Origin of the sequence: Nitratireductor sp. OM-1 (assembly GCF_003296175.1) — a bacterium.
GTDB lineage: Bacteria > Pseudomonadota > Alphaproteobacteria > Rhizobiales > Rhizobiaceae > Nitratireductor > Nitratireductor aquimarinus.
Map to the genome: position 1 here is coordinate 3217918 of NZ_CP029208.1, position 26276 is coordinate 3244193.

Genomic DNA, 26276 nt, shown 5'->3' on the forward strand with positions numbered 1-26276 from the left:
TAAAGCCTCTGCGGGTCAACAGACGTTTTTGCTGCGAACAGTCACCAGTCGTGATGCCGGGAAACCTCCCTGCCCTGACAAAATAGAGATGAGCTGAATGAGCGCCGCAGACGCGCTCAGGACTGACCGTGCAGGATCTGGTCCATGGAGCGGGACGGCTCGCTGCAGCCCGACTCACCAACGACACGCGCCGGCACGCCGGCAACGGTCTTGGCAGCCGGCACATCGTTCAGCACGACAGAGCCCGCCGCAACGCGCGCGCAATGGCCGACCTCGATATTGCCGAGGATCTTCGCTCCAGCGCCGATCAGCACGCCATGGCGGATTTTCGGGTGCCGGTCGCCCGTTTCCTTGCCGGTGCCGCCCAGCGTCACCGCATGCAATAAGGACACATCGTCTTCGACAACCGCCGTCTCACCGATGACCACGCCGGTTGCATGGTCGATGAAGATGCCCTTGCCCATCCGCGCACCGGGATTGATGTCCGTCTGGAAGACGGCCGACGAGCGGCTTTGCAGGTAGAGCGCGAAATCCCTGCGTCCCTCCTTCCACAGCCAGTGCGCCAGACGATGGGTCTGGATGGCGTGGAAGCCCTTGAAATAGAGCACCGGCATCAGAAAACGGTCGCAGGCCGGATCGCGGTCGTAATAGGCCTGAATATCCACACGCACCGTGGTGCGCCATTCAGGCTCGGCATTGAGCATGGCGTGGAAAGTCTGGCGGATCAGGTCCGCGCCCATATCGGGATGATCGAGCCGCTCGGCGACCCGGTGTACGACCGCGCTTTCCAGATCGTCATGATTGAGGATCGTCGCATAGAGAAAGGCTGCAAGCAGCGGATCATTGGCGACAGCGGCCTCCGCCTCTTCACGGACCGCGTACCAGATCGGGTCCACCGGTTGAGGCGCGCTTTTGCCGGAACTGCGTTCACGGATAGCGTTGCGAGCGTTCATCGATTTCTCCGCCAGAGGCCTAACCTTGCCTTAAAGCCAAACATACGTCAGAAGCCAAGGTAATTGAACCGCAAAAAACTGTGACAGCAGCTACAGGAAAATTGATGCATGACGGTCCAATCGCAGCAAAATGAGGCAGGTTTACGTGTTTCCCGCTCGAATGGCATCGCGACCATTCTGATCTCCCGGGAAGCAAAGATGAACGCGATGTCACAGGCCATGTGGCGATCGATGATCGATCTGGTCGGCGAACTGGAGGCCGACGACACAGTGCGCGTTCTGGTTCTGCGCGGCGCGGGCGACAATTTCTGCGCGGGCGCGGATGTTTCCGAGTTCGACACGGTGCGGCGCGATGCGGAAACCGCGCGCAGCTACGAAATGCTGAATGCCGGCGCGTTTGCAGCCATTCGCAACACGCATCTGCCGACCATTGCGGCTATTTCCGGTGTCTGCTTCGGCGGCGGCTTTGGCCTTGCTGCGGCCTGCGACCTGCGGATCGCCTCGCCCGATGCGCTCTTTTCAGTACCGGCAGCGCGGCTCGGCCTTGCCTATCCGGTGGAGGCGATGGGCGACATCGTGGCCACGGCAGGCGCACAGATGGCGCGCTACCTCTCCTTTTCCGGCGCGCGGATCGATGCGGCGCGCGCCCGCGAATGCGGGTTCCTGCTGGAGGTCGTGCCTTCTGACGTGCTGATCAGCCGGGCCACGGACCTTGCAGCAACCATTGCCCGCAATGCCCCGCTTTCCATCCGCGCATCGAAGGTTTCGATTTCGGCGGCGCTGACCTGCAACGAGCAGGAAGCCGAACGCGCTCAGGCGCTCGGCGACATCACGTTCGAAAGTGCGGATTATGCGGAAGGCCGTCGCGCATTTCGCGAACGCCGCCCGCCCCATTTTGCAGGACGCTGACCGGCCTGACCGCAAAATGCTCTAGGCCGCCTCGTCGCGGCCCAGAAATTTCAGAATCTCGGTTGCGAAAACATCGTTGCGGTCGCCGGCTACCATGTGCCCGGCCCCGCGGACATCCACATAGGAAGCGGCAGGCGCAAGGGAGACGAACTCCCGGGCATGCGCTTCCTGCACCAGTTCCGAACGCATGCCACGCACCAGAAGCACCGGCAGACTCAATTGCGGCAGGCCCGCAAGCAGCTCCTGCATCAGCGTTTCCGCGCCATAATTGATGCTCTCGGCCCCCTTGATGAAGGCGGGATCCCAGTGCCAGCGATAGCGGCCATCCTCATCCTGCCGCAGGTTCTTGCGCAACCCCTCCAGCGAGCGACGCGGCGCGCGGTGCGGCAGATAGGCGGCGATTGCATCGGCAGCCTCTTCAAGCGATGCGAAGCCCTCTTCCATGCGCGCGCCCATGAAACCCTGGATCTTGTTCACCCCTTTGGGATCGAGGCGCGGCGTGATGTCGACAAGCACGAGCGCATCAAGAAGCGGGCCGTCCCGCATCTCCGCTGTCAGGGACGCCAGACCGCCAAGCGACGCGCCAACGGCTGATGGCCTGATGTGAAACTGTTCATGAACCTGACGGAAGATGGCAGCGGTATCTTCGCCATAATGGTGAAACCCGTAGCGGCCGCTTTCGACCCACGCGCTCTCCCCATGGCCGCGCTGGTCTACCGAGATGGCGCGCATGCCGCGCTCGGCCACCTCACGCGCCGTGGCGTCCCAGGCGCGCCGTGTCTGCCCACCGCCATGCAGGAAAACGACGGGCTGACCGCCGCCATCCCAGATATCGCCGGTCAGCCTGTTGCCTTCGGCCCCGACAAAGGAAATCGCCTTACGTTCGATCAAGAGGGTGCTCCTCCAGAAACGCCAGCGCGCGCGCCTTGAATGTCCGGTCGCCCACCGCCAGCATGTGGTCCCGTCTTTCAATCGCAAATGCCGTGCCGTTAGGCAACAGATCGGCCAGCCCTTCGGGCGAACCGGCAATGTCGTCGACAGTGCCGACGGCAACCAGTGTCGGCTGCGCAATCGCCGCGGCGTCTTCGGCGGTCAGGAGTTCGCGGGACGTGGCGATGCAGGCGGCGAGCGCAATGCGGTCGCTCTTTGTCTGGTCGGCGAATTTGCGGAACATCTGGCCGCGCTCGGAGGTGATGCTATCCGGATCATCGGCAAGAAGCGCTTCGGCGATCTCGTCCCACTCTCCAACGCCGTCGATCATGCCGCGCCCAAGTCCGCCAAGGATGAGCGTTGCGACCTTCTCGGGGTGCTCAAGCGCCAAAAAAGCGGAGATGCGCGCGCCCATGGAATAGCCCATCACATGCGCCTTCCCGATGCCCAGATGCTCGAGCAGAGCGGCTGCATCACCCGCCATCTTACCGGGCGTGTAATCCGCCTTGTCATGGCTCTTGGCAGATTTTCCGTGGCCGCGATTGTCGATCGCGATGACGCGGAAGCCCGCATCCCGCAGGGGCTTCACCCAGCCCGGCGCAACCCAGTTGACAAAATGCGTGGAGGCAAAGCCGTGAATGAGGAGAATGGGATCGCCCTGGCCTTCATCGATGAAAGCGAGCTCGAACCCGTCATGGAGGAAAGACTTCATTTTCCGGAAAATCGCCCTTGCTGACTATTGGGCGCCGGCGGCCTCTATGCGCGGATGGCGCAAACGGTCACCGACCTCGATCCCCGTCTTCTGCGCGGTTCCGGCGACCAGTTCAAGCACGAATTGGGATTCAACGTCCGGCGAGATGGAAGCGGTGGAGAACGGCGTGCCGGGCGCAATCGCCCGAACCGTGCCATCAGCCGCCACGAAAAGAAGATCAAGCGGCAGCGGTGTGTTCTGCATCCAGAAGCCCTGACGGCCCTCTGCCGGGAAGATGAAGAGCATGCCGCGATCCTGCGGCATGGACTGGCGGAACATGAGCCCACGCTGACGCTCATGCGCCTCGTCGGCAATTTCGATGTCGAAACGCACCTCGCCCGCCGCCGTGACCGCGACAAGCGGTTCAGGATCGACCGGCAGGCGCATGGCCGATCCCTGTGCAAAAGCGCCAGCGGCGAGAAAAATAAGGAAAACAGACGCGAGAAACGCCTGCAGGACACGCTGGCTCAACGAACGAAAAGCCTCAACCGGCTGGAAGGAAAAATGCGACATTGGCGGCACTCTCGTCAAAAAGGCCGCGCAATGATCAGTGCGCGGCATTCAGCGTGCCAAGATCGGGGTAGACTTCGGCAGCCATAAGGCCTTTTTCACCGCGCCCGAAGCGCACCAGTACAACCTGGCCGGGGCGCAGTTCCGTCACGCCGTAGCGGCGCAGCGTTTCCATGTGGACGAAAATGTCCTCGGTCCCCTCGCCGCGGGTCAGGAAGCCGAACCCCTTGGTGCGGTTGAACCATTTGACGAGCGCACGCTCCAGACCGCTTTCCGCGGCCACAGTGACATGCGTCCGAGGCTCCTGATCCTCACTCGGGTGCACCGCAGTCGACAGGTCGATGGAGACGACCTTGAAGGCCTGAAGGCCCTTGTCGCCCTGTCGGGCAAGGCATTCGATCCGTGCGCCTTCCAGCGCCGTCTGGAAGCCGTCCTTGCGCAGGCAGGTTACGTGAAGTAGCACATCTCCATGCTCTTCGTCGTCCGGGAGGATAAAGCCATAGCCCTTCGCCACGTCAAACCACTTGATCGCGCCGGTGATCTCCACCAGCTCAATGGCTTCCGTAGCGTCATCCGCCGTTGGCGCCGTACCGCCAGCCTCGTACCTCTTGGTTGTCGAGGACTTGTCGTCCATCCCATCAAGCCTTTTTTCAAGTCCGCCCGACTCACTGTGTAGTTCGAAGATAGCATTTGCGCTTTGTGGCATAGCAAGACCCAGTTTCTGATTTTCAACAACAGGTGAAAACAACTGGATTTGAAGGTCTTCGGCAGTGCGGCACAATTGGTTAACGTGCAACATTGCCGGATGGCGCGGGTAGGATGCCCGTACCGCATACGTAAACCAGCAAGCGAGAGGAAACATGCGCTACCTGCACACGATGGTCCGTATCAAGGATATCGACGCATCGCTCGACTTCTACTGCAACAAGCTCGGCCTCACCGAAGTGCGCCGTTCCGAGAGCGAAAAGGGCCGCTACACGCTGGTGTTCCTCTCCGCTCCCGCCGACGGCGCGCGCGCTGCCGACGAGCACGCTCCATTGCTGGAGCTGACCTATAACTGGGATCCGGAAGATTATGATGGCGGGCGCAATTTCGGCCACCTCGCCTATGAGGTCGACGACATTTACGCCCTGTGCGACAGCCTGATGAAGGCCGGCGTCACCATCAACCGCCCGCCGCGCGATGGCCGCATGGCCTTCGTGCGCTCGCCCGACGGCATCTCCATCGAACTGCTGCAGAAAGGCGGTGCGAAGGAGCCGATGGAGCCCTGGGCTTCCATGGAAAACACGGGCAGCTGGTAAAATCTGCAAACGCGCCGTGCGTCATCTAGGACGCACGGCGTATTTGCCTGTCGATGCGGCCATGCTACCAGCATGAGAACCGTTTATCGCCTTTGGGGGAGACAAGCATGAAAGAGGTTCTTCTCGAGCTGGAACGCCGCCGCGCCGCTGCGCGTGAAGGCGGAGGCCAAAGGCGCATCGACGCCCAGCACGCCAAGGGCAAGCTGACGGCGCGCGAGCGCATCGAGGCGTTTCTCGACGAAGGCTCTTTTGAAGAATTCGACATGTTCGTCGAGCACCGCTCCACAGATTTCGGCATGGAAAAGAGCCGCATCTCGGGTGATGGCGTGGTGACCGGCTGGGGCACGGTCAACGGCCGCACGGTTTTCGTTTTCGCCAAGGATTTCACCGTGTTCGGCGGGTCTCTTTCAGAGGCGCATGCGGAGAAAGTGGTCAAGGTTCAGGAGATGGCCCTGAAGAATCGCGCGCCCATCATCGGCTTCTATGATGCCGGCGGGGCGCGCATCCAGGAGGGCGTGGCGGCACTCGGCGGCTATGCCGAAATCTTCCAGCGCAATGTGCTCGCCTCCGGCGTCATTCCGCAGATTTCTGTCATCATGGGTCCGTGCGCCGGCGGTGACGTCTACTCCCCCGCCATGACTGATTTCATCTTCATGGTGCGCGACACGTCCTACATGTTCGTGACCGGTCCGGACGTGGTGAAGACCGTGACCAACGAGACCGTGACCGCCGAAGAGCTGGGCGGCGCTTCGGTGCACACGGTCAAGTCGTCCATAGCCGACGGCGCTTATGACAATGATGTGGAGGCGCTCTTGCAGATGCGCCGCCTGATTGACTTCCTGCCCACATCGAACACGGCGGATCTGCCGGAAGTGGAGTGCTTCCAGTCGGTGACCGAGGCGGATCATTCGCTCGACCGGCTCGTGCCCGACAATGCGAACAAGCCCTATGACATTCGCGAACTCATTCTGAAGACCTGCGACGAGGCGGATTTCTTCGAGATTCAGGCGTCCTTCGCCAAAAACATCGTCACCGGCTTCGGACGTGTGGGAGGTCGCACGGTGGGCTTTGTGGCAAACCAGCCCATGGTGTTGGCGGGCGTTCTCGATTCCGATGCCTCGCGCAAGGCTGCCCGCTTCGTGCGCTTTTGCGACTGCTTCAACATTCCGATCGTCACCTTCGTCGATGTTCCAGGCTTCCTGCCCGGCACCGCGCAGGAATATGGCGGTCTGATCAAACACGGCGCGAAGCTGCTCTTCGCCTATGCGGAGGCCACGGTGCCGAAGATCACCGTCATCACCCGCAAGGCCTTTGGTGGCGCTTATGACGTGATGGCGTCAAAACATCTGCGCGGCGACATCAACTATGCCTGGCCTTCCGCGCAGATCGCGGTGATGGGCGCAAAGGGCGCGGTCGAGATCATCTTCCGCAAGGACATCGACGATCCCGAAAAAATCGCGGCGCACACGAAGATGTATGAGGATCGTTTCCTCTCCCCCTTCGTGGCCGCCGAGCGGGGCTATGTGGACGAAGTCATCATGCCCCACTCGACCAGGCAGCGCATCGCCCGCGCGCTCAGAATGCTGCGCAACAAGGACCTCCAGAACCCCTGGAAGAAGCACGACAACATCCCGCTTTAGGCGGTGCAGCACGGGCCTTTCAGAATGCGCGCGGCGGCACGAACAGGCAGATGGTGCGGCTGTTTTCCTGACCGGCCATCGAACACCAGTGGAACACGCCATCCGGCGAGTTGCGCACGCGCCTGTCGGTGTAAGGCAGGACTTCGCCTGTCACCTTGATGACGTAGCCTTCCGGGCCTTCGGTCACCGCTGCATCGGAGACGGTGCGGCAGTCCCGGTCCGAGCAACAGGCATAGGGGTAGCGCCATCCGGTCGGAGCCTCATGGGTCTCGGCGGGATACGGGCACATGATGAAAGTGATCAGGGCAAATGCACCGGCCAGTGACCGGCCATGGTGGGTGGATCCAGAGTTGAACATCGTCACCTCCTTGGGCTCCTCCCGGCATTCAGTGTTTGCCTCTTTCGTTAACGAGCGATTAACCACGCCCACTCCGGCCATGGGGCCTGACTGAACTTCAACGACTTGTCGTTGAATTCATGTGTGGTTTTCGTCGCAAGATCGCGAAAGTGGATCACGTAGTCGTTGACAATCGTGGCCTGCCGTTGTGGTCTGCCCAACCGAACGAATGCCGCGAAACGGTGGCCTTTACTCGCAGGATACACGCATACCATGCCGAAAACCGATATCGCGCGACGCGTTTACAACCACGCCTGGAAGGTGGACCCGATCTGCCGCAGCCTGCTGGACACGGATTTCTACAAGCTGCTCATGCTGCAGATGATCTGGGGCCTCTATCCGAAGGTCGACGCGACGTTCTCGCTGATCAACCGCAACAAGACGGTTCTTCTGGCAGACGAGATCGATGAGGGCGAGCTGCGCGAACAGCTGGACCATGCGCGCGCCATCCGCTTCACCAAGAAGGAGATGATCTGGCTCGCCGGCAACACGTTCTACGGCCACAAGCAGATCTTCCAGCCGGAATTCCTCAAATGGCTGGCCGATTTCCGGCTCCCGGAATACGAACTCACCCGCCGCGACGGGCAGTATGAACTGCATTTCCATGGCCGCTGGATGGAAACCACCATGTGGGAAATCCCGGCGCTGACCATCATCAACGAGCTGCGCTCGCGCGCGGCCATGCGTTCGCTTGGCCCCTTCGCGCTGGATGTGCTTTACGCCCGCGCAAAGGCCAAGGTGTGGTCCAAGGTGGAGCGGCTGAAAAAGCTGCCGGAAATCAAGATTTCCGATTTCGGCACACGCCGCCGCCATTCGTTCCTCTGGCAGCGCTGGTGCGTGGAAGCCCTGAAGGAGGGGATCGGCGATTCCTTCACCGGCACATCCAACGTGCTTCTCGCGATGGACACGGATCTGGAAGCGCTCGGCACCAATGCGCATGAACTGCCCATGGTTCTGGCCGCACTTGCCAAGACTGACAGGGAACTTCTGGAATCCCCCTACCGGGTGCTGGAAGACTGGCAGAGCTATTATGGCGGCAATCTTCTGATCGTCCTGCCGGATGCCTTCGGCACCGAATCCTTCCTGCGCAACGCACCGCCATGGGTGGCAGACTGGACCGGCTTCCGCCCCGACAGCGCACCGCCCATCGAAGGCGGCGAGCGCATCATGGAATTCTGGCGCAGACACGGAAAAGACCCGCGCGACAAGCTTCTGATCTTCTCCGACGGTCTCGACGTCGAGACCATCGAGGCGGCTTATCACCACTTCCAGGGCAAGGTTCGCATGGCCTTTGGCTGGGGAACCAACCTGACCAATGATTTCGAGGACTGCGCTCCCACGGAGATCAACGGGCTGAAGGCGATTTCCGTGGTCTGCAAGGTGAGCGAGGCCAATGGCCGGCCCGCCGTCAAACTGTCGGACAACCCGGAAAAGGCAACCGGCGATCCAGCAGAGATCCAGCGCTACATCGATCTGTTCGGCACGCAGAACCGTGTGAGGCGCACGGTTTCGGTCTAGGGTCAGGAATTTCAGAGCCTGAGACAAGAAAAAGGGGTGACGGCACATTGCCAGTCACCCCTTCCTTTTTGATTGAGCCAAAACGGGCCGGTCTCAGCCTTCCTCCAGCATCTCCTTGACCACCGTTGCAAGCTGCTTGAGCGAGAAGGGCTTGGGCAGGAAGCCGAACTGCGCATCTTCCGGCAGGTTCTTTGCAAAGGCGTCTTCGGCATAACCGGAGACGAAGATGAACTTGATGTCCGGCTGCACCTTTCGCAGTTCGCCGAGCAGCGTGGGACCGTCCATCTCCGGCATAACCACGTCGGAAACGACGATATCCACCTTGCCGTCGAGCTCGTTGAAGATCTCCAGCGCTTCCGCGCCGGAACTCGCCTCATGCACCTCGTAGCCGCGCGAGGAGAGCGCGCGCACGCTGCCCATGCGCACGGCATCCTCGTCTTCAACCAGGAGCACCCGCGCGGAGCCGGAGAGATCGCGGTTTTCTTCCTTTGGCTTGGCGGCGCCGTTTTCGGCTGCTGCATTTGCCTCCTCGGCCGCCTTCTCCGCCTCGCTTGGAATGTAACGCGGCAGGAAGATGCGGAAGGTCGTGCCCTCGCCCAGCTCGGAATCGCAGAAGATGAAACCGCCGGTCTGTTTGACGATGCCATAGACCATGGAGAGGCCGAGACCGGTGCCCTTGCCCACTTCCTTGGTCGTGAAGAACGGCTCGAAGATCTTGCGGATCGTCTCGGGATCAATGCCCGTGCCGGTGTCGGAAACTTCGACGGCCACATAATCTGCGACTGCCAGCTCGCGATAGGGGAACTGCGCGCATTCATCGGCCGAGATATTGCGCGTGCGCACCGTCAGCTGACCGCCCTCGGGCATGGCGTCGCGTGCGTTCACCGTCAGGTTGACGATGACCTGCTCGAACTGGCCGATATCGGCCTTGACCGGCCACAGGTCGCGTCCGTGCTCGATGGAAAGCGACACCTCGTTGCCGACCAGACGCGCCAGAAGCATGCGCAGATCCGCCAGCACGTCGGTCAGGTTCAGCACTTCCGGGCGAAGCGTCTGGCGACGCGAGAAAGCCAGAAGCTGGCGCACCAGCGATGCGGCGCGGTTGGCGTTCTGCTTGATGTTCATGATGTCCGGGAAAGACGGATCGGACGGGCGATGATTGGTCAGCAACAGGTCCGAAGCCATGATGATGGCGGTGAGCACATTGTTGAAGTCGTGCGCGATGCCGCCGGCAAGCTGGCCCACGGCCTGCATCTTCTGGCTCTGCGCCATCTGCGCTTCGAGCGCCTTCTGCTCGGTGGTCTCCACGGCATAGACGATGGCCGCTTCCTCGGCCCCTTCTGCACCATCATGATCGACGACGGGATTGACGTAGAAGCGCACATGCCGCTCGGCATCATCGGGCAGAACGGTGTCGATGGGGGCAATCTCGGCCTGCCTGTGCTTCGCCCGTTCCAGAGCGTTGGCAAAGGCCTCACGGTCATTCTCGTGAATGACGGCATCGAGACGCACCTGGCGTTCCATCGCATCGCTGTCGACCACCTGGGAGAACAGCGAGAGGAACGGCGCATTGGTGCGCAGGATGCGCCCGTCATGGTCGACCGAGGCAATGGCCATCGGCGTCGAATTGAAGAAGCGGGTGAAGCGAACCTCGGAAGCGCGCAGATCCGCAGAGGCGTCCTCGCCCACCTGCCGGTTGAGCACGATGGTGCGGGTCGGACCGGAAGAACCTTCGCGGCTTGCCATGACACGATGCATGAAGCGCACCGGCAGAACCTCGCCGCCCATCGTGGAGAGATCGAGATCGATCACCGCATTGCGTGCGGTTCCCGGATCGGCCTTGACCGCGTTGACCAGCGCCATGCCGTCGCCGGCAACGATCTGCGGCAGACGAACCGCGCCGGGCACGAAATTGGCGAGATCGATGCCCAGCCATTCGGCGAGCGTCGCGTTGATATAGGTGACGCGGCCATCGGGGTCGGCAGCGAAGAAGCCTGCCGGCGCGTGATCGAGATGATCGATGGCCTTCTGGAGATCGAGGAAGAAGCGTTCCTGCTCGGCGCGCTCCTCGGAAATGTCGGCAATCTGCCAGGCGGAGACCGGCTGACGGTATCCCGGCAGTTTGAAAATACGCGCCCAGGTGCGGTACCAGCGCGCGCCCAGTTCACCGCCCGGACGGATCGAACGGGTCAGACGGAACTCGCCATCCCCTGCCCGGCCATCGCGCAGACCGGCGGCGAGCTTCTCGATCACCGGCGCGGCTTCGGGATTGTCTGAAAGCAGACCATCGACCGTCTTCACGTCGGCAACTGATGTCGCACCGGTCATTTGGGCATAAGCATTGTTTGCGTAGAGGATGCGGCCCTTGGTGTCTGCAACCACGAGGCCCTCCTCCATGGAATCAACAAAGGCCCTGGAGAGTTCACTGCCTGCTGAACGCGGCGCGACCTGCACGAAGCCGATCGCCGTTGCGAACAGGAATCCCACCCCGATCATCGCCAGAACGCCCAAAAGCCCCAGCAGGAACGGGTCGCCCAGACGGTCGCGGAACACGGAGAAGGCAACCGCAGACAGCGTCAGTACGACAATGAAGATGATTAGCCGCGTTATGGCACCGGGTCGCGAACTCTGGTCGACGATCGGTGCTGCGTGGATTTCTCCCCCGGTCTGCTTGGCCATGCGTTTCCCGTTTATCGCGCCCAATTCCCGCCGGCTTCCACGCGAACCCGACCCATTCGGGATATATCAGGGCTCCCGCCATCTGCAAGCGCACACGTGTAATCGAAACGCAAATCGCCTTTCTTTGCCCGAAATGTTCTGTTGAATGGCCACAGTTTTGCTGGCGGCTTGCTGCCATGGCGTGACACGCATACCTTGTCTGATCTGACGGAAACTGGAGTAAACGAATGCGCGACTGGCTCGTGGGGATTTTTGGAGAAGCAAACGCGACTGCGGCCCTTTGGACCATAATCCTCATTGTAATCGCCATAGTGCTTCTCGTGTTCGTACGCGTGAACCGGCGCTTTACGGCAGGCACGTTCATCTCCGGTTCCAGAGGCAAGCAGCCGCGACTGGCGGTGACCGACGCCACGCCGGTCGACAATCATCGCCGTCTGGTGCTCGTTCGCCGCGACGACGTGGAACATCTGATCCTGATCGGTGGCCCCAGCGACATTGTCGTCGAGGCCAATATCGGGAAAGAGCTCCCGGCGCGGATTGAGCCAGTCGCGCCTCAGCGGCAGAGTGAGCCGGCTCCGCGCGCAACGCCAGAGCCGGAAATGCCCCGGCCCGAAACACGCCAGCGCCCGGAAACTCGCCAACGGGCGGTCCCAGAGCAAGGGCGTAAGGAGCCAGAGCTGCAGGAGACGGCTCCCGAGCCGGCCCCGGCGGAGCCCCGGCGAGAGGTGGAACCACCTGCGCAGGAGCCCGAGCCCAGCATTCAGATTGCCGAGCGCACACCAACGCTCAGCGAACAAGCGCCACAGCGCCGGTCCATCCCCCGGCCCATTCCCGTGAGGCCAGCGCCGTTGCCGGTATCGCCGAACCACGACCATCGCACCCTGCCTTCCGCGACCTCCCCGGAGCCAGCGCGGCTGGCCGGCATGGCTACACCGCCGCGCGCGGCTGCACCCGAGAGGGTGGCGACAGATGTGCGCCCTGCAGAACCTGACGAGCGCTATGTGGAACGCGCTCATATCGCATCCACCCCGCGAGCGGCCATGCCCACCACGCGCAACGATCCTCCCGTGGAAACGCGATCTGACGAGGCTCCGCGAAGGGACCAGATCGAAGAGCCGGTGAGCGAACACACGCTCGAGGATGAAATGAGCAAGCTTCTGGAAGAACTCTCGGAACAGAAGCACTAGGTTTTTAGAAACGTCTCGCTTGTCCGATCTCTGCGCAAAGGGCGGGATGGGCAGGCCATAGGCCACACATCCAGGCTGATGCCCGAAAACCAAAGTGCGCGGGCGTCGACAAACCGGAAAACAGGCAAAGAAAAAGCGCCAGCCGCGGCGGCGTGGCGCATACAAAACTGGGCTAACGCCCTAACCGTTATTTTGTCTGCCAGTCAGTCGTCGCGATAAACTTTTTCACGACGCTCATGACGCTCTTGCGCCTCGATCGACAAGGTTGCGATCGGCCGCGCGTCAAGCCGCTTCAGAGAAATCGGCTCCCCCGTTTCCTCGCAGTAACCGTAGGTGCCTTCCTCGATGCGCTGCAAGGCAGCGTCAATCTTGGAAATCAGCTTGCGCTGCCGGTCACGCGCGCGCAATTCGATTGCACGGTCGGTCTCCGACGACGCCCGGTCTGCGAGATCGGGGTGATTGGCGTTTTCCTGTTGTAGCGCCTCGAGGGTTTCACGCGCCTCCTTGAGAATGTCGCTCTTCCAACGCTGTAGCTTCGCACGAAAATACGAGCGTTGGCGATCATTCATGAAGGGCTCGTCCTCGGTGGGCACATATTCAGCATTACTGAGCTCATTCATCGAGTCACCCTGGGATGTTTTTTCGCCCGCGCCTATATATTAGCGCACCTCCACAACCACAAGCACAAAGGCTGCCTCTTTCACGCTTTTGTTAAATGCAGCGGAAAAGTGAATCCGCTCTACCCGGGGCTGTGGATGCGTATAAAGTCTGCATTTAGCTTCAAAAGCCATTGCGGAGGGAAAAATGCAGCCGAAATCGCGCAGTTTGAGGGCATTTCCAACCCGTTCAGGTGCGTTTTCAGCGCCATCGATCAGGATTTCGTGATATGACGCGGCTTCTTCTCCTTCGCCATGCAAAAGCTGGCTGGGCAGCGCCCGGCATGTCCGATTTTGACCGCACGCTCACCGCATCGGGGCAAGAGGACGCAAGGGCGCTGGGAAAACGGATGCGCGCGACTCACCTCCTCCCCGACCTGATCCTCTGCTCGACGGCCAGACGCGCCATCGAAACGCTGGATGGCGTTTCGTCCACCATGCTGGATCAGAAACCGGAGACGCATTTACTGGCCGAATTGTACAACTCTGACGCGACCGACTATCTGTTCGCAGTGCGCGAAGCGCCGCAGGCAGAGACCATTCTGGTCGTGGGACATAACCCGATGATGGAAGACCTGGCTTACGAGCTCTCATCAGGCGGCGACGCCGAGGTAACGCAGGCCGCCTCTTCCGGCTTCCCCACATGCGGGCTTGCAGTCATCAGCTTTCCCGGCGCGTTGGCCAATATCGAGCGCAGAAGCGGGCGTCTCGACATGTTCCTGCGCCCCGACCGCGGATAACGGGCCTTGCCGGCGGCTCTTCAATCACAGGCTTGATTTCCTATATGCAAGGTCTTGCGATTTTTGAGGATTTCGCCTCTTGGCTTCATTGACGACATATTCCGACGAAGCGCGGATCGCCTTCGACACGCTGACCGGACGCGCTGCCGGTCTGATTTCGCCTTCGCTGCGGATCGGCGTGACAGGGCTGTCCCGCGCCGGCAAAACGGTTTTCATCACCGCCTTCATTCACAATCTGCTTCATGGCGGGCGGCTGCCCATGTTCGACGCCCAGAAATCGGGGCGGATATCCAAAGCCTATCTGGAGCACCAGCCGGACGACGCGGTGCCGCGCTTCCAGTATGAGGACCACATCGCAGCCCTGGTCGAAAGCCGCATCTGGCCGGAGTCCACGCGCGCCATTTCAGAACTGCGGCTGACGGTGGAATTCGAGTCCGCGTCCGCCTGGAACCGGCTCCTGTCGCGCGGAAAACTCTCCTTCGACATCGTTGATTATCCTGGAGAATGGCTGCTCGACCTGCCGCTTCTCGGCAAGGATTACGACACGTTCTGCCAGGAGGCCATGGAGATGGCGCGCCTGCCCGTCCGCGCGGAGCTTTCAGCCGAATGGCGTGAGATGGCGAGCGGGATTGACCCGGACGCGCCAGCCGACGAGATGACCGCGCGGCGGCTGTTCGAAGCCTTCTCGACCTATCTGCGCGCCTGCAAGGCCGACCACAGGGCGCTTTCGACACTGCCGCCGGGGCGCTTTCTGATGCCGGGCGATCTGGAAGGTTCCCCGGCGCTGACCTTTGCGCCGCTCGAGGTCGAGCCGGGCAAGAAACACAAGCCCGGATCGCTGCACGCGATGATGGAGCGACGTTTCGAGGCCTACAAGACGCATGTCATCCGCCCCTTCTTCCGCGACCACATCGCCCGGCTGGACCGGCAAATCGTGCTTGTGGACGCGATGCAGGCGATGAATGCGGGTGCGGAAGCCGTGACCGATCTGGAGCGCGCACTGACGGAGATCCTGTCGTGTTTTCGACAGGGACGCGGCAATCTGCTGACGGGGCTCTTCGCCCACCGCATCGACCGCATTCTGGTGGCGGCGACCAAGGCGGATCACATTCATCATGAAAGCCATGACCGCCTGCAGGCCATTGTGCGACGGCTGGCCGACCGCGCCATCGCGCGTGCGGATTTTTCAGGTGCGGCAGTGGATGTGCTGGCCATGGCTGCCGTGCGGGCCACACGAGAAGGCACGGTTCGGCAGGGCAAGGAAACGCTGCCGGTGATCATCGGCACCCCGCTGGCCGGCGAGACCATTGCCGGTGAGACATTTGACGGCGAAACCGAAACCGCAATCTTTCCCGGCGACCTGCCGGAAAAGCCCGGCCTGATCTTTCAGCAGAAGAAAGCGGAAGACGGGTCGGATAGCCCGCCGGACCATCCGATCCGCTTCGTGCGCTTCCGCCCGCCCCGGCTTGAGCAGACGGCGGAAGGCGTCACCCTGTCCCTGCCCCATATCCGGCTTGACCGGGCCCTTGAATTTCTCGTCGGAGACCATCTCGCATGAGCAGAGCGCCCGCATCCTTCCGCGTGGACCCGCCGAAACCCGAGAAGCCTGAAAAGACGGCGCCGAAGCGAAAGCCGCAGGCCATCGACCCCGGCAACGCCGTGGCGGTGGTCGCCGAAAGTGAAGACTATTTTGCCGAACAGGACATGGCGCTCGCCGATCCCCCGCCGATCCCGCCACGCCGGCGCTCCATTCTGGGACGGGTCTTCTTCGCCGCATTCGGCGTTCTCCTGTCGCTGGCCATCGGCCTGTGGACGGATCAGCTGATCCGCGACCTTTACAACCGCGCAGACTGGCTGGGATGGCTGGCGCTTGGCGTGGCTGCGATCGGGCTCACCGCCTTCATCGCCATCCTGACCCGCGAAGCGCTGGGCATCATGCGGCTTGCCTCAATCGAGACGATGCGCCGGGACGCCGCCGACGCCATCGAACGCAATGATGCCAAAGAGGCGCGCAAGACGGTCGACCACCTGATGGGGCTTCTCGCCGGAAAGCCGGAAACGGCTGCCGGACGCGCAACGCTTGAAAGCCTGAAAGACGATGTGATCGACGGCGCGGATCTTCTGACCGTGGCGGAGAAGGAGCTTTTGGCCCCGCTGGATGCCGCCGCCCGCCAGCAGGTGCTGAACGCGGCCAAGCGCGTTTCCGTGGTGACAGCCGTTTCTCCGCGTGCGCTCGTCGACATCATCTATGTGCTCTTCGAAGCAGCAAGGCTCACACGCCGCATCGCCGACCTCTATGGCGGTCGTCCGGGCTTCCTTGGCTTCATGCGGCTGGTGCGCAGCATTTTCACGCATTTGGCCATCACCGGTTCCATGGCGGCTGGCGAGACACTGGTGCAGCAGGTGGTGGGACACGGGCTTGCAGCCCGTCTCTCCGCCAAGCTCGGTGAAGGCGTCGTCAACGGCATGATGACGGCGCGGATCGGCATCGCAGCGATGGACGCGGCCCGCCCTCTGCCATTCACGGCCCTGCAGCGCCCCGGCGTCGGTGATTTCCTGAAAGCGCTGACAAGCTTTGCATCAAGCGAAAAAGACAAGAAGGAAGCGCCGAAAGCTTAGGGGCAGCGCCCCTCCGGCTGAGCTGGCTCGGGGCCTTTGGGTGAGTCCAAAAGGACACACCTAATGGTTAGCGTGCATTGCAACCGAGGTTTGAAGCGGGAACCGTCTCCAAACGTGGGTCGGGACATGGTAGACAAAGCCTTAACCAATCTGCGGCAAGATTCACCGCAGTTCCCAGTTTCAAACAAGTTTGGTCACTTCGCTCATGCTTAAATTCGCGCTCAGGCTTGCTCTTCTGACGGCGGCAGCAGCTCCGATCTCCGGCCTCGCCGGCAAGGCGGAAGCTTCAGAGAAGGAGCGGCGCTTTTTCCAGACTGTCGAGGGGAGTTGGTCCGGTCCGGGTGAAATCGTGGCCGGCAAATACAAGGGCACGAAGTTCGTCTGCAATTTCGATGGCGGCACGCCGGACAAGAAAATCGGCATGGCGCTCGACGGAAGCTGCCGTGTCGGCGTTTTCACCCAGCCCATGAAAGCGAATGTGGTTCTCACCGGTTCCGACTATCGCGGCACCTTCCTCGACGGTGCAGCCGGCAAGGGGCTGGATGTCACGGGCGGCAAGGTGATGGGGAAGGACGTTGTGTTTGCACTGCACCGCTCGTCGCTCAGTGGCGCGATGCGTGCTCGCATCAGCGACAACAACACCATGCACATCACCATCTCCGTGCAGGTGGAAGATGACATGGTCCCGGTGATCGGCATGAAGCTGAAGCGCACCAAATCGGGTGGCCTTGAAGCCATTGCCCGCCAGTAGTCACGCTGGCCCAGAAATCAGAGACTGAAAGAAGAGCGGCCGTCAGCCGCTCTTTTTGTTTGTCGGGTTGTTTGGTGGGCTGCGCCACCAGCCGCCATCGGCGGTAATGCGCTCCATGCCGGCCTGATCGAGCGTCGCAAGGCGGCTTTCGATCATCTGACCGTCAATCTCGATCCCCGGCGCGATCTCGGACAGCGGCCCCAGTACAAAGGCGCGCTCGCCCATACGCGGATGGGGAATGGTCAGCCCTTCATCATCAATGCTCAGATCGCCATAAAGCAGAATGTCCACATCAATGGGGCGCGGCCCCCAGCGCTCGGCGCGAACACGCTTGAGCGCGCGCTCGATGGACAGACATTCGTCCAGCAGGGCGTGGGGTGCGAGTTCGGTGCGCACCAGAGCGACGGCGTTCAGGAAATCCGGCTGATCGACAACACCCCAGGGCGGCGTGCGATAGAGCGCGGAAACCGCAAGAACTGCGGTATCCGCGCGCTCATCCAGCGCCTGCAGGACCAGCTGCATTGCCCGGCGCGGCTCTCCGATATTGCCGCCCAGACCAAGATAGGCATCGTGCGTTTTCGGCATTTACTGGGGCCAGGCCACCGAAACCTCGACATAGTCGAGAACACCCGGAACCGGTGCATTCGGCTTGCGGATCGTGATGTCGGACCGGGCGATCTCGGGAAAGCGGGCGCAGAGCGCCTTGGCAACCTCAAGCGCCAGCGATTCGATGAGAAAACGCCGCTTGCCGGCAACAATCTCTTCGATGACCTTGAAGGCCGCCCCGTAATCGACGGTGCCCTCCAGGGAATCGTCGCTCAGGGCCCGACCGGGCTCCACCGTCAGAACCGCGTCGACATAGAAACGCTGACCCAGCCTCTCTTCCTCGTCGAGGACGCCATGCCGCGCGAAGAAAGCGCAGTTCATCATCCGGATCACATACATCATCGCCTCACCCGGCCCGTTCTCTGGTCGCCAGCATAGCATCCGCCACCTTTAGCGAATCCCTGTTGATTGCGACATTGTGCACCCGGAAAACGGCTGCACCGTTCATTCGTAACAGCGCACTCGTCGCTGCGGTTCCCGCATCGCGGTCTTCGGCCTTCTCATGACCGGTTATCGCACCAACGAAACGCTTGCGGGATGTACCGACAAGCAGCGGAAACGCAAGACCCGAGAGTTCGCCAAAGCGATTCATGATCTCGATGTTTTCATCCACATCCTTGGCGAAGCCGAAGCCGGGGTCGAGCATGATCTGCTCATCGCGCACCCCTGCCCCACTGGCGATTTTAAGCGATTGGCGCAGGAACGCGAACTGATCGGCAATCACATCGGGGAGCTTCTCGCGCTCGCGGCCAGTATGCATGATGACAAGGCCTGCACCGGTTGCAGCCGCAACCTCGGCAATGTCGGGCTCACGTTGAAGGCCCCACACATCATTGACGATATGCGCGCCGGCGGCGACTGCGAGCCGCGCGGTCTCGGCCCGGTAGGTATCGACGGAGAGCAAAACATCGTCGCGACCGGCAAGGGCCTCGAACACCGGCAGGATGCGGTCCTGCTCTTCGGCAGCGGAGACCGGTTCACTGCCGGGACGGGTGGATTCGCCGCCAATATCGATGATTCGCGCGCCCTCACTCACGAGCCTCTCGGCCTGACGAAACGCATGACCGGCATCCAGAAACGCGCCGCCATCGGAAAAACTGTCCGGTGTGACGTTGAGAATCCCCATCACAATCGCTTCCGGTCCAAGCGCAAGTTCGCGCCCGTGGGCAAGCTTCCATGTCGGAATGGTCATCGGGCTTTTGGCCTCCGGATCACAATCAGGCGTTTTTGCGGCTCATTGCCGCCAAAATCAACCGCAATGTGGTGAGCAGATTGAGTCGGCGCTCCGCCGATCCGGGGTTGCCATCGCTCAGCCAAGGTCGCAGGGTGAGTATCGGAGACATGATGAAACGCACGACGCTTACTCTCACCTTTCTGGCGCCTGTCCTTATGGCTGCCGGCGTTCTTCCAGCAGCAAGCGCCGATATTTCGCGCAGCTACAGCTATTTCTCCATCGGCGGCAAAACGCTTGGAGAGATTGAGGAGCAGCTGCGCTCCCGCGGCCCGGAAGTGCAAAGCACCGGGCAACGGCACCCGGGCGCGACGCGCATGGAGTTCAAAACCAAGATCACTTACGAGGAAGATGAGAGGCGCTGCCGAATCGCCGCAGTGAATGTTTCAGTGGATGCGCAGGTCTTCCTGCCGCGCTGGCGAAACCGCAAGCGCGCCGAGCCCGAAACCGCGCTGATCTGGGATACGCTTTCGAAAGACATCAAGCGGCACGAAGAAAGCCATCTTGGCATTGCCAAGCGCTATGCCCGCAAGATCGAGGAAGATGTGGCGCGGCTCAGGCCACGCGCTTCCTGCGAGGCGCTTCAGGAACGCGCCGAAAAAATCACCGAGAAGACGCTGAATGCACACGATGCAGCGCAGGCGCGCTTCGACCGTATTGAAAGCGGGAATTTTGAATGGAGGCTGATGCGCCTCCTAAACTATCGGCTGGAGCAGCTCGAACGCGGGCGCAATCCCGGCTAAACCGGAGCCCCCGCTGAAGCGACCGCTGGCAGAGGGGCAAAGGCTTGCGCCCGCCCCCTTCCACCAGCACGCCTGAAAATCAGGCCTGCCGCTCGGGAATGCGCACCACGAGACCGTCAAGCTCGTCACGAACGATGATCTGGCAGGAAAGGCGCGAAGTGGGCTGCACTTCATAGGCGAAGTCCAGCATGTCCTCTTCCATGGCCTCCGGCTGGCCGACCGTTTCCGCCCACTGGTCATCCACATAGACATGGCACGTGGCGCAGGCGCAGGCGCCGCCGCACTCTGCCTCAATGCCCGGAACGGCGTTTCGGATGGCGTTTTCCATGACGGTGGAGCCATTCTCGGCTTCCACGTCAAAGCGTGTGCCATCGGGGACGATGTAGGAGATTTTCGGCATGCAAGTTTCCCGGCAGAATAGTGAAAGCGTTTCGTCGCGTAGCATGAAGCGGGCACTCCGGCCCTGTTCGAACGCACCCGACGCCAAGACTTGGCGCTTCACATATTGGCTTTGATCGGGAAACGCAATCTGTCGGCGATGCCGCAGCGGGTTGATCAGGATAAAGATGAAATGAATTCATGCACTTCGTCGATGAGGCTCGAGAGGTGCATGATTTCGCCCGGACCGGTTTCGCCCTTTTCGATGCGCGCGGCGCATTCGGCAACGCGGAACGCGCCAATGCCCCGGGCCGAACCGACCAGCGCATGGGCCAGCTCGCGGCGGTTGCGCATGTCTGCCGCCTCCATGCGATCCACAAGCCCAAGTGTCTGTGTCTGGAACAGTTTCAGCACCTCGGTCGCCAGGGCCTTGTCTCCGAGCGTCTGCCGGGTCAGGTGTTCCATATCGAGAGGAAGCCCCTCCGGCCCCAGTTCCCTCACCCTGCCCGGGGCTTCGGCCTTAATGTTTGCCGGCATCCGACTTCACTTCCCCCAACGTCACCCTTCACACACTATTAATCCCGGATGGACAACGGGTTAACGGCATCGGTGCAAAATGAGTAATTCGCCAAAAACCACGTTAACCTTATGTTTAAACTTTTACACATCCGGCTGATTGGATGTTTTCAACAGCGCGATGTCCCATTACGATACGCTTGGCTCAATTTGGGCATAGTGTCGGAGTACGAGGTCCCGAAGTTTGCGTATGGGACTCCGGCGGTGAGTAGCTGAAGGTTTGGCGGTATGGCGCGTACAGTAGCAAAGAAAAATCAATCCAAGCGCGATTTTGCGAAGGAACTCGAGGATGCACTCGATCTGGAGCTTGCGGACGGACTGGAGAACGGCGATCTGGACATCGCCGCATCCATGGAGGATCTGGAAGCGCAGATTTCTGCAGCGGCTGAGGAACTCGCACGCGAAAACCGCGATCAGAACGGAGACGAGAAAGTCACCGTGAGCGAGAGCACTTTGAGCGACAAAAAGGAAGCCCCCAAGGGCTCCAGCGAAGCAGAGAAGCCCACGCCCGCCAAGGCAGAAGCCCAGGCGGCCAGCGCTGCTGCGCCCAAGCCCGCCAATCTCGAAGCGCCGGCCAATCGCAAGGACCTCACCCCGGTCGAACCCGCGCCCGAACAGACAGCCTCCCAACCCTTCGCACCTGCCAATGACGACCGCGCCGGCGACTTTTCGAGCGTCATGCGCAAATTCGATCGTCGCGCACCCAACACCGCCTATTGGCTCGTGGCGGCCCTTTCGGTTCTCTGGGTCGGCGGCGGCCTTATGCTTGGCCAGCTGCTTTACGGCTCCGATCTCTGGCAGATTCGCTCCACCGAAGCCTTTATGGCGGCTCCGCACGCCATTGCACTGCTCATCGGCATCATCGTTCCGGTGATTCTGTTCTGGGGCTTTGCCGTGATGGTGCGCCGCGCACAGGAAATGCGCCTGGCAGCCCAGTCCATGGCTGAAGCCGCTTTCCGCCTCGCAGAGCCGGAGAGCCTTGCCCATGAGCGCGTCATGACGGTCGGCCAGGCCGTGCGCCGCGAGGTGCAGGCAATGGGCGACGGCATGGACCGCACCCTCACCCGCGCGGTGGAACTGGAATCGCTGGTCCACACGGAAGTGAGCGAACTCGAGCGCGCCTACTCGGCCAACGAATCGCGCATCCGCCACCTCGTGGACGGCCTTGGCGCAGAGCGCGAAGGCATTGTCGGCCACGCAGAGCGCGTGCGCGCTTCAATCGCCGGCGCACACGAAATCCTGAAAGACGAGCTGGACACGGCCGGCGAGCGCATCCGCGCCACCATCGCTGATGCTTCGCGCCAGCTTGCCGCCTCGGTCAACGCTTCCAGCGAAACGCTGCTCAAGCAGCTCGACGGCACCGGCGGCAACCTGCACAAGGGCATCGACGATCGTATTCAGAGCCTGTCCGAGCGCATCACCACGTCCGGCGATGCGGTTGCCAACCTGCTCGACACACGCATTGCCTCGCTGACCAGGGGCACGGAAGACGCGACGCAGACGCTCACCACGCTGTTCGACACGCGTATGGCGACGCTCGCCGAGCGCACCGAGGAAGCCAATGAAAAGATTGGCGGACTGCTGGATTCGCGCGTTTCGGCCCTCACCGATGGCGCTGAACAGGCTGTGAGCAAGATTGGCAGCGTGCTCGATTCGCGCATCGCGACCTTCAGCGAGAACACACAGAACGCCGAACAGAACCTCACCCGGGTTCTGGAATCGCGTCTTGGCACGCTGACGCAGGAAACCGAGGATGCCGCAAAGACGCTGAGCACCCTGTTCGACGAGCGCATGGCCACGCTGGCCGAGCGCACCGACCAGACCACGCGCTCGCTCAACACGCTGTTCGAGACGCGCAGCACGGCCCTGCTCTCTTCGCTCGGCGAAGCAAGCGAATCCCTGACCGGCGAGTTCGATTCGCGCCTCGGTCAGCTGGAAACCGCCATCACCGAGCGCGGCCGCGCTCTGATCTCCGAGTTCACCACCCGCGCAGAAGCGCTCGACTCGGGCACGCAGAAGCTCAATTCGGCGCTTGAGGCCCGCGCACGCAGTATCAACGAGACGCTGGTGGAACGCACCCGCGAGATCGCCACGACCTTTGCCCAGGGCAAGGACGATGTTTCGGCAGCCGTGGAAGCCGGCAAGGCCGCACTCGGCTCCGAGATGTCCGATCTCGTGGCCTCCACCAGCATCATGCTGGAGAACACCGCCAGCGAGTTCGGCAAGCAGATCGATCAGAACTGGTCGCAGATGAGCGCCCATTTCGATGAAGGCATCGAGCGTATCGACGCAACGCAGGCACGCATGAGCGACGCTGCAAAGCGCCAGATCGAAGCCTTCGAGGAGACGCATCAGCGCCTCTCCGGCGCCTTCCAGTCGGATATGGAGAAGCTCGACGAAGCCCGCACGACCTTCGAGGCAGGCATTGGCGAGCAGGTTCAGCACCTGGCCAAGACGCGTGACGGCTTCGCCGAGGCGCTGGACGTCAACATCGCGAAGATCGACGAGCGTCGTCAGGCGCTGAACGCCGTGATCGAGGACGAGGCAACCCGCGTCAACGAGATGTTCTCCAAGCAGACGAACATCATCGAAGAACGTACGCAGACCATGGAAAAGGCACTTTCCATGGGCGTCGAGAATGTCCGCTCCACGCTGGAAAACAGCGCAGTGGTCGTGGCAGGCGCGCTGCGTGACAAGGTGATCGAAGCCACCTCCACGCTGAACGCGGAAGCCTCCAGGGTGTTCGAGGATGCGGACAAGCGCATTGCCGCCCGCGCCGAGCAGACCGCTTCCACGCTGGGTTCGCGCATCGAGGACATCGATCGCACCTTCGACGACGCTTCGGCACGCTTCACCGAACGCGCAGGCGTGTTCGCCCAGACCTTTGCCGAGGTCGATGGCCGTATCGCTTCGCGTCTGGAGACGACGGCAGAAACGCTGTCGCAGCACACCAAGGCAATCACCGACACGTTCGACGCCGCCGACCGCAAGCTGGTCAGCCGTGTCGACCAGACTTCGGAGCAGCTCGCAGAGCGCACCGAACAGCTGGCCAGCACGTTCGAGAACTTCGATCAGCGCATCATCGCCCGTACGCATCAGACATCGGCTGAGCTGGATGCGCGCGCCAATGCCATGAGCGATACGCTGTCGGGCCTTCAGGAGCGTCTGTCCAACAGCGCCAGCACGATTGCCGGTGCGATCTCCGGCGGCATCGAGGATGCGGACGCCCGTCTGCGTGAGAGCGCAGAATCGGTTGCCCAGCACGTCAACCAGCAGCTTTCGACAACGCAGGCGCGTCTGGTCTCCACCGCAGATACGATTGCCCAGACCTTCGCCTCCGTGGACGACCATATCGGCAAGCGCACCAGCGAGACCGTGTCCAATCTTGAAGAGCGGACGCGCGAACTCAACGCCATGCTTGCAGGCCGCACCTCCGAACTGTCGCGCATTCTTGACGAGACGGCGAAGCCGCTGGTCGACAAGTTTGCCGAGAGCGGCGGCCAGCTGCGCTCCAGCATCCGGGCCATCACCGAAGAGACGACCGAACGTCTGCAGTCGGAGAATGCCGCGCTGGTCAACGCACTCTCCAACCGCACCCACGAGACCCTGTCGGCCTTCGAGCAGGCTCAGGCGAGCATCACCGGCAATATCGACGATCTTCTCCAGAAGCTCGGCGTTTCCGGCCAGCGCCTCGGCGCGCTCATCTCCACCGCCTCCCGGAACCTTTCGGAAGTCGACGAGCGCCTCAGCGGCACGGCGACGTCCTTTGCCGAGAATGCAGAGAAAGCCGCGGAGACCTTCTCCAATTCGGCAAGCCTCATCAATGCGAATTCCGGTCGCCTCGCCGACTTCTCGGAGCGGACCCTGCGCGAGGTTTCGGCCATCGCCAGCCGTTTCGAGGACCACAGCAAGGTTCTGGAAACGGCATCAGAGCTTCTCGAGCGCGCCCAGTCCGGCCTGACCGGCAATCTGGAAGACCGCCAGAAGGCGCTGGAAGCGCTGGCAAGCGGTCTGGTGGAGAAGTCCGAGCACATCGAAAAGACGATGAACTCGTTCGAGGACTTCGTGGAGCGCATCCTGACCTCCGCCGAGGGCCGTACACGCCAGTCGGTGGACGGCATCCGCGAAGCTATTGCAGAGGTCGTGGAATCGGCAACCAGCCGTTTCAGCGGCGCAACCGACGAGATCCGTCGCACCGCCTCGGAGATCCGCACCGAGCTGGAGCAGACCCGCACCGACGTGAAGCGCGGCATTGCCGAGCTCCCGGCCGAGGCCAAGCAGTCGACCTCGGCCATGCGCAACGCGATCAGCGAGCAGGTCAACGCGCTCAAGGAGCTTTCGGACATCGTTTCGAAATCGGGCAAGATGTACCATGTGGAACAGGCAAGCGAGACACGCCTGACCGCAGCGCCCGCTCCGCTTCAGCAGCCCCGGCCGACACAGGCCCCGACGCCCGCTCCGCAGGCGCCGGCAGCCTCCGTCGCACCGCAGCAGCCCGTGATCGAGCGTCCGCGTCAGCCCGCTGCACCCGTGGCGCCTCGCCCGGCAGAGCGTCTGCAGGAAACCGCTCGTGCCCCCAGCCCGACACCGCAGGCAGCGCCCCAGGCGCCCGGCGGTGGCTGGATCCGCGATCTTCTGCGCAGCGCCTCAAGCGAGGAAGGCGGCAAGGGACGCGAACCGGCTGCACCGTCGGTTCAGAAGGAAGACCGTTCGGCGCTTCATGTGGTCGAATCGCTCAACTCGCTGTCGGTCGACATTGCACGCGCAATCGACCACGAAGCGTCCATCGACCTCTGGGAGCGTTACCGCCGCGGTGAGCGTAATGTGTTCACGCGCCGTCTCTACACGCTGAAGGGCCAGCAGACCTTTGACGAGATCCAGCGCAAGTATCGTTCCGACCCCGAGTTCCATTCGGCCGTGGACCTTTACTGCCGCGATTTCGAGAAGCTGCTGCGCGACGTGTCCCGTTCGGACCGCGACAACATGATGACCCAGACCTACCTGACCTCCGACACAGGCAAGGTTTACACCATGCTGGCCCATGCCAGCGGTCGCCTGCGCTAAAGCAGACGAACCCTCACCAATGAAAACGGGCCCGCGAGGGCCCGTTTTTTTGTGGCCGGGGTCGGAGACATGTCCAGACAAGCGCCGTGCAAAACGCTTTGACAAAGCTGCATTCAGGCAATCCGATATGGAAAGAC

At 61.9% G+C, this 26276-nt stretch carries 24 protein-coding genes; 11 read left to right on the forward strand and 13 right to left on the reverse strand.

What is annotated here, in order from left to right; genetic code table 11:
• Positions 1–116 precede the first annotated feature (116 nt).
• Positions 117–953, reverse strand: a complete 837-nt coding sequence (gene cysE, locus DEJ54_RS15435; RefSeq protein WP_113155347.1) for a serine O-acetyltransferase — start codon at positions 951–953, stop codon at positions 117–119.
• Between the two features lie 108 nt (positions 954–1061).
• On the opposite strand from cysE, the gene DEJ54_RS15440 reads away from it, so the two are divergent.
• Complete coding sequence (locus DEJ54_RS15440; RefSeq protein WP_113155348.1) at positions 1062–1862, forward strand: enoyl-CoA hydratase/isomerase family protein; 801 nt, start codon at positions 1062–1064, stop codon at positions 1860–1862.
• A gap of 21 nt (positions 1863–1883) precedes the next feature.
• On the opposite strand, the gene DEJ54_RS15445 is transcribed toward DEJ54_RS15440, so the two are convergent.
• Genes DEJ54_RS15445 through DEJ54_RS15460 form a run of 4 tightly spaced genes read right to left on the reverse strand, consistent with a single transcriptional unit; the run spans position 1884 to position 4687 of the window.
• A complete protein-coding gene (locus DEJ54_RS15445; protein WP_113155349.1) occupies positions 1884–2753 on the reverse strand; it encodes an alpha/beta fold hydrolase in 870 nt (289 codons plus the stop codon).
• Positions 2740–3504 (reverse strand): alpha/beta fold hydrolase, encoded by a 765-nt coding sequence (locus DEJ54_RS15450; protein ID WP_113155350.1) that lies wholly within the window; start codon positions 3502–3504, stop codon positions 2740–2742. The genes DEJ54_RS15445 and DEJ54_RS15450 overlap by 14 nt, the downstream gene beginning before the upstream one ends.
• A gap of 24 nt (positions 3505–3528) precedes the next feature.
• Positions 3529–4056 (reverse strand): DUF192 domain-containing protein, encoded by a 528-nt coding sequence (locus tag DEJ54_RS15455; RefSeq protein WP_113155351.1) that lies wholly within the window; start codon positions 4054–4056, stop codon positions 3529–3531.
• A gap of 34 nt (positions 4057–4090) precedes the next feature.
• Entirely contained in the window at positions 4091–4687 is a 597-nt protein-coding gene (locus DEJ54_RS15460; protein WP_113155352.1) for a cold-shock protein, read from the reverse strand.
• A 226-nt stretch (positions 4688–4913) separates the two neighbouring features.
• Here DEJ54_RS15460 and DEJ54_RS15465 point away from each other — a divergent pair, with 226 nt between their 5' ends.
• Positions 4914–5354, forward strand: coding sequence for a VOC family protein (locus DEJ54_RS15465; RefSeq protein WP_113155353.1), 441 nt, complete (start codon positions 4914–4916; stop codon positions 5352–5354).
• 107 nt (positions 5355–5461) lie between these two features.
• On the forward strand, positions 5462–6994 hold the full coding sequence (locus tag DEJ54_RS15470; RefSeq protein ID WP_113155354.1) for an acyl-CoA carboxylase subunit beta: 1533 nt from the start codon (positions 5462–5464) through the stop codon (positions 6992–6994).
• Positions 6995–7013: 19 nt separating this feature from the next.
• Here the strand turns inward: DEJ54_RS15470 and DEJ54_RS15475 are convergent, their stop codons facing one another.
• A complete protein-coding gene (locus DEJ54_RS15475) occupies positions 7014–7283 on the reverse strand; it encodes a hypothetical protein (protein WP_113156321.1) in 270 nt (89 codons plus the stop codon).
• Between the two features lie 321 nt (positions 7284–7604).
• Between DEJ54_RS15475 and pncB the strand changes: the two genes are divergently transcribed.
• Positions 7605–8909 carry a nicotinate phosphoribosyltransferase gene (pncB, locus tag DEJ54_RS15480; RefSeq protein WP_113155355.1) on the forward strand — a complete coding sequence of 435 codons (1305 nt, stop codon included), beginning with the start codon at positions 7605–7607 and terminating at the stop codon, positions 8907–8909.
• 93 nt (positions 8910–9002) lie between these two features.
• On the opposite strand, the gene cckA is transcribed toward pncB, so the two are convergent.
• Complete coding sequence (gene cckA / locus DEJ54_RS15485) at positions 9003–11588, reverse strand: cell cycle histidine kinase CckA (RefSeq protein ID WP_113155356.1); 2586 nt, start codon at positions 11586–11588, stop codon at positions 9003–9005.
• Positions 11589–11815: 227 nt separating this feature from the next.
• On the opposite strand from cckA, the gene DEJ54_RS15490 reads away from it, so the two are divergent.
• The gene (locus tag DEJ54_RS15490; protein ID WP_113155357.1) at positions 11816–12775 is read left to right on the forward strand and encodes a flagellar biosynthetic protein FliO; all 960 of its coding nucleotides are present in this window, start codon (positions 11816–11818) and stop codon (positions 12773–12775) included.
• 203 nt (positions 12776–12978) lie between these two features.
• On the opposite strand, the gene dksA is transcribed toward DEJ54_RS15490, so the two are convergent.
• Positions 12979–13395, reverse strand: coding sequence for an RNA polymerase-binding protein DksA (dksA, locus tag DEJ54_RS15495; RefSeq protein ID WP_113155358.1), 417 nt, complete (start codon positions 13393–13395; stop codon positions 12979–12981).
• Between the two features lie 266 nt (positions 13396–13661).
• Here dksA and DEJ54_RS15500 point away from each other — a divergent pair, with 266 nt between their 5' ends.
• From DEJ54_RS15500 to DEJ54_RS15515, 4 genes are all read left to right on the forward strand, one after another.
• Positions 13662–14171 carry a histidine phosphatase family protein gene (locus tag DEJ54_RS15500; RefSeq protein WP_113155359.1) on the forward strand — a complete coding sequence of 170 codons (510 nt, stop codon included), beginning with the start codon at positions 13662–13664 and terminating at the stop codon, positions 14169–14171.
• 79 nt (positions 14172–14250) lie between these two features.
• The gene (locus tag DEJ54_RS15505; protein WP_113155360.1) at positions 14251–15729 is read left to right on the forward strand and encodes a YcjX family protein; all 1479 of its coding nucleotides are present in this window, start codon (positions 14251–14253) and stop codon (positions 15727–15729) included.
• Positions 15726–16790 (forward strand): YcjF family protein, encoded by a 1065-nt coding sequence (locus DEJ54_RS15510; RefSeq protein WP_113155361.1) that lies wholly within the window; start codon positions 15726–15728, stop codon positions 16788–16790. The genes DEJ54_RS15505 and DEJ54_RS15510 overlap by 4 nt, the downstream gene beginning before the upstream one ends.
• Positions 16791–16995: 205 nt before the next feature.
• Positions 16996–17541, forward strand: a complete 546-nt coding sequence (locus DEJ54_RS15515) for a hypothetical protein (RefSeq protein WP_113155362.1) — start codon at positions 16996–16998, stop codon at positions 17539–17541.
• A gap of 42 nt (positions 17542–17583) precedes the next feature.
• Here DEJ54_RS15515 and folK read toward each other — a convergent pair whose 3' ends face one another.
• Genes folK through folP form a run of 3 tightly spaced genes read right to left on the reverse strand, consistent with a single transcriptional unit; the run spans position 17584 to position 19339 of the window.
• Complete coding sequence (folK, locus tag DEJ54_RS15520) at positions 17584–18126, reverse strand: 2-amino-4-hydroxy-6-hydroxymethyldihydropteridine diphosphokinase (RefSeq protein ID WP_113155363.1); 543 nt, start codon at positions 18124–18126, stop codon at positions 17584–17586.
• Complete coding sequence (folB, locus tag DEJ54_RS15525) at positions 18127–18486, reverse strand: dihydroneopterin aldolase (RefSeq protein WP_113155364.1); 360 nt, start codon at positions 18484–18486, stop codon at positions 18127–18129.
• Between the two features lie 7 nt (positions 18487–18493).
• Complete coding sequence (gene folP / locus DEJ54_RS15530) at positions 18494–19339, reverse strand: dihydropteroate synthase (RefSeq protein WP_113155365.1); 846 nt, start codon at positions 19337–19339, stop codon at positions 18494–18496.
• 149 nt (positions 19340–19488) lie between these two features.
• Here folP and DEJ54_RS15535 point away from each other — a divergent pair, with 149 nt between their 5' ends.
• Positions 19489–20121 carry a DUF922 domain-containing Zn-dependent protease gene (locus DEJ54_RS15535; RefSeq protein ID WP_224924633.1) on the forward strand — a complete coding sequence of 211 codons (633 nt, stop codon included), beginning with the start codon at positions 19489–19491 and terminating at the stop codon, positions 20119–20121.
• Positions 20122–20200: 79 nt separating this feature from the next.
• Here the strand turns inward: DEJ54_RS15535 and DEJ54_RS15540 are convergent, their stop codons facing one another.
• The gene (locus DEJ54_RS15540) at positions 20201–20521 is read right to left on the reverse strand and encodes a 2Fe-2S iron-sulfur cluster-binding protein (protein ID WP_113155367.1); all 321 of its coding nucleotides are present in this window, start codon (positions 20519–20521) and stop codon (positions 20201–20203) included.
• A 155-nt stretch (positions 20522–20676) separates the two neighbouring features.
• Positions 20677–20964 carry an Hpt domain-containing protein gene (locus DEJ54_RS15545; RefSeq protein ID WP_245447581.1) on the reverse strand — a complete coding sequence of 96 codons (288 nt, stop codon included), beginning with the start codon at positions 20962–20964 and terminating at the stop codon, positions 20677–20679.
• A gap of 339 nt (positions 20965–21303) precedes the next feature.
• On the opposite strand from DEJ54_RS15545, the gene DEJ54_RS15550 reads away from it, so the two are divergent.
• Positions 21304–26139: a hypothetical protein gene (locus tag DEJ54_RS15550; protein ID WP_113155369.1), complete on the forward strand. Its 4836-nt coding sequence runs from the start codon at positions 21304–21306 to the stop codon at positions 26137–26139.
• The last annotated feature ends 137 nt before the right edge of the window (positions 26140–26276 follow it).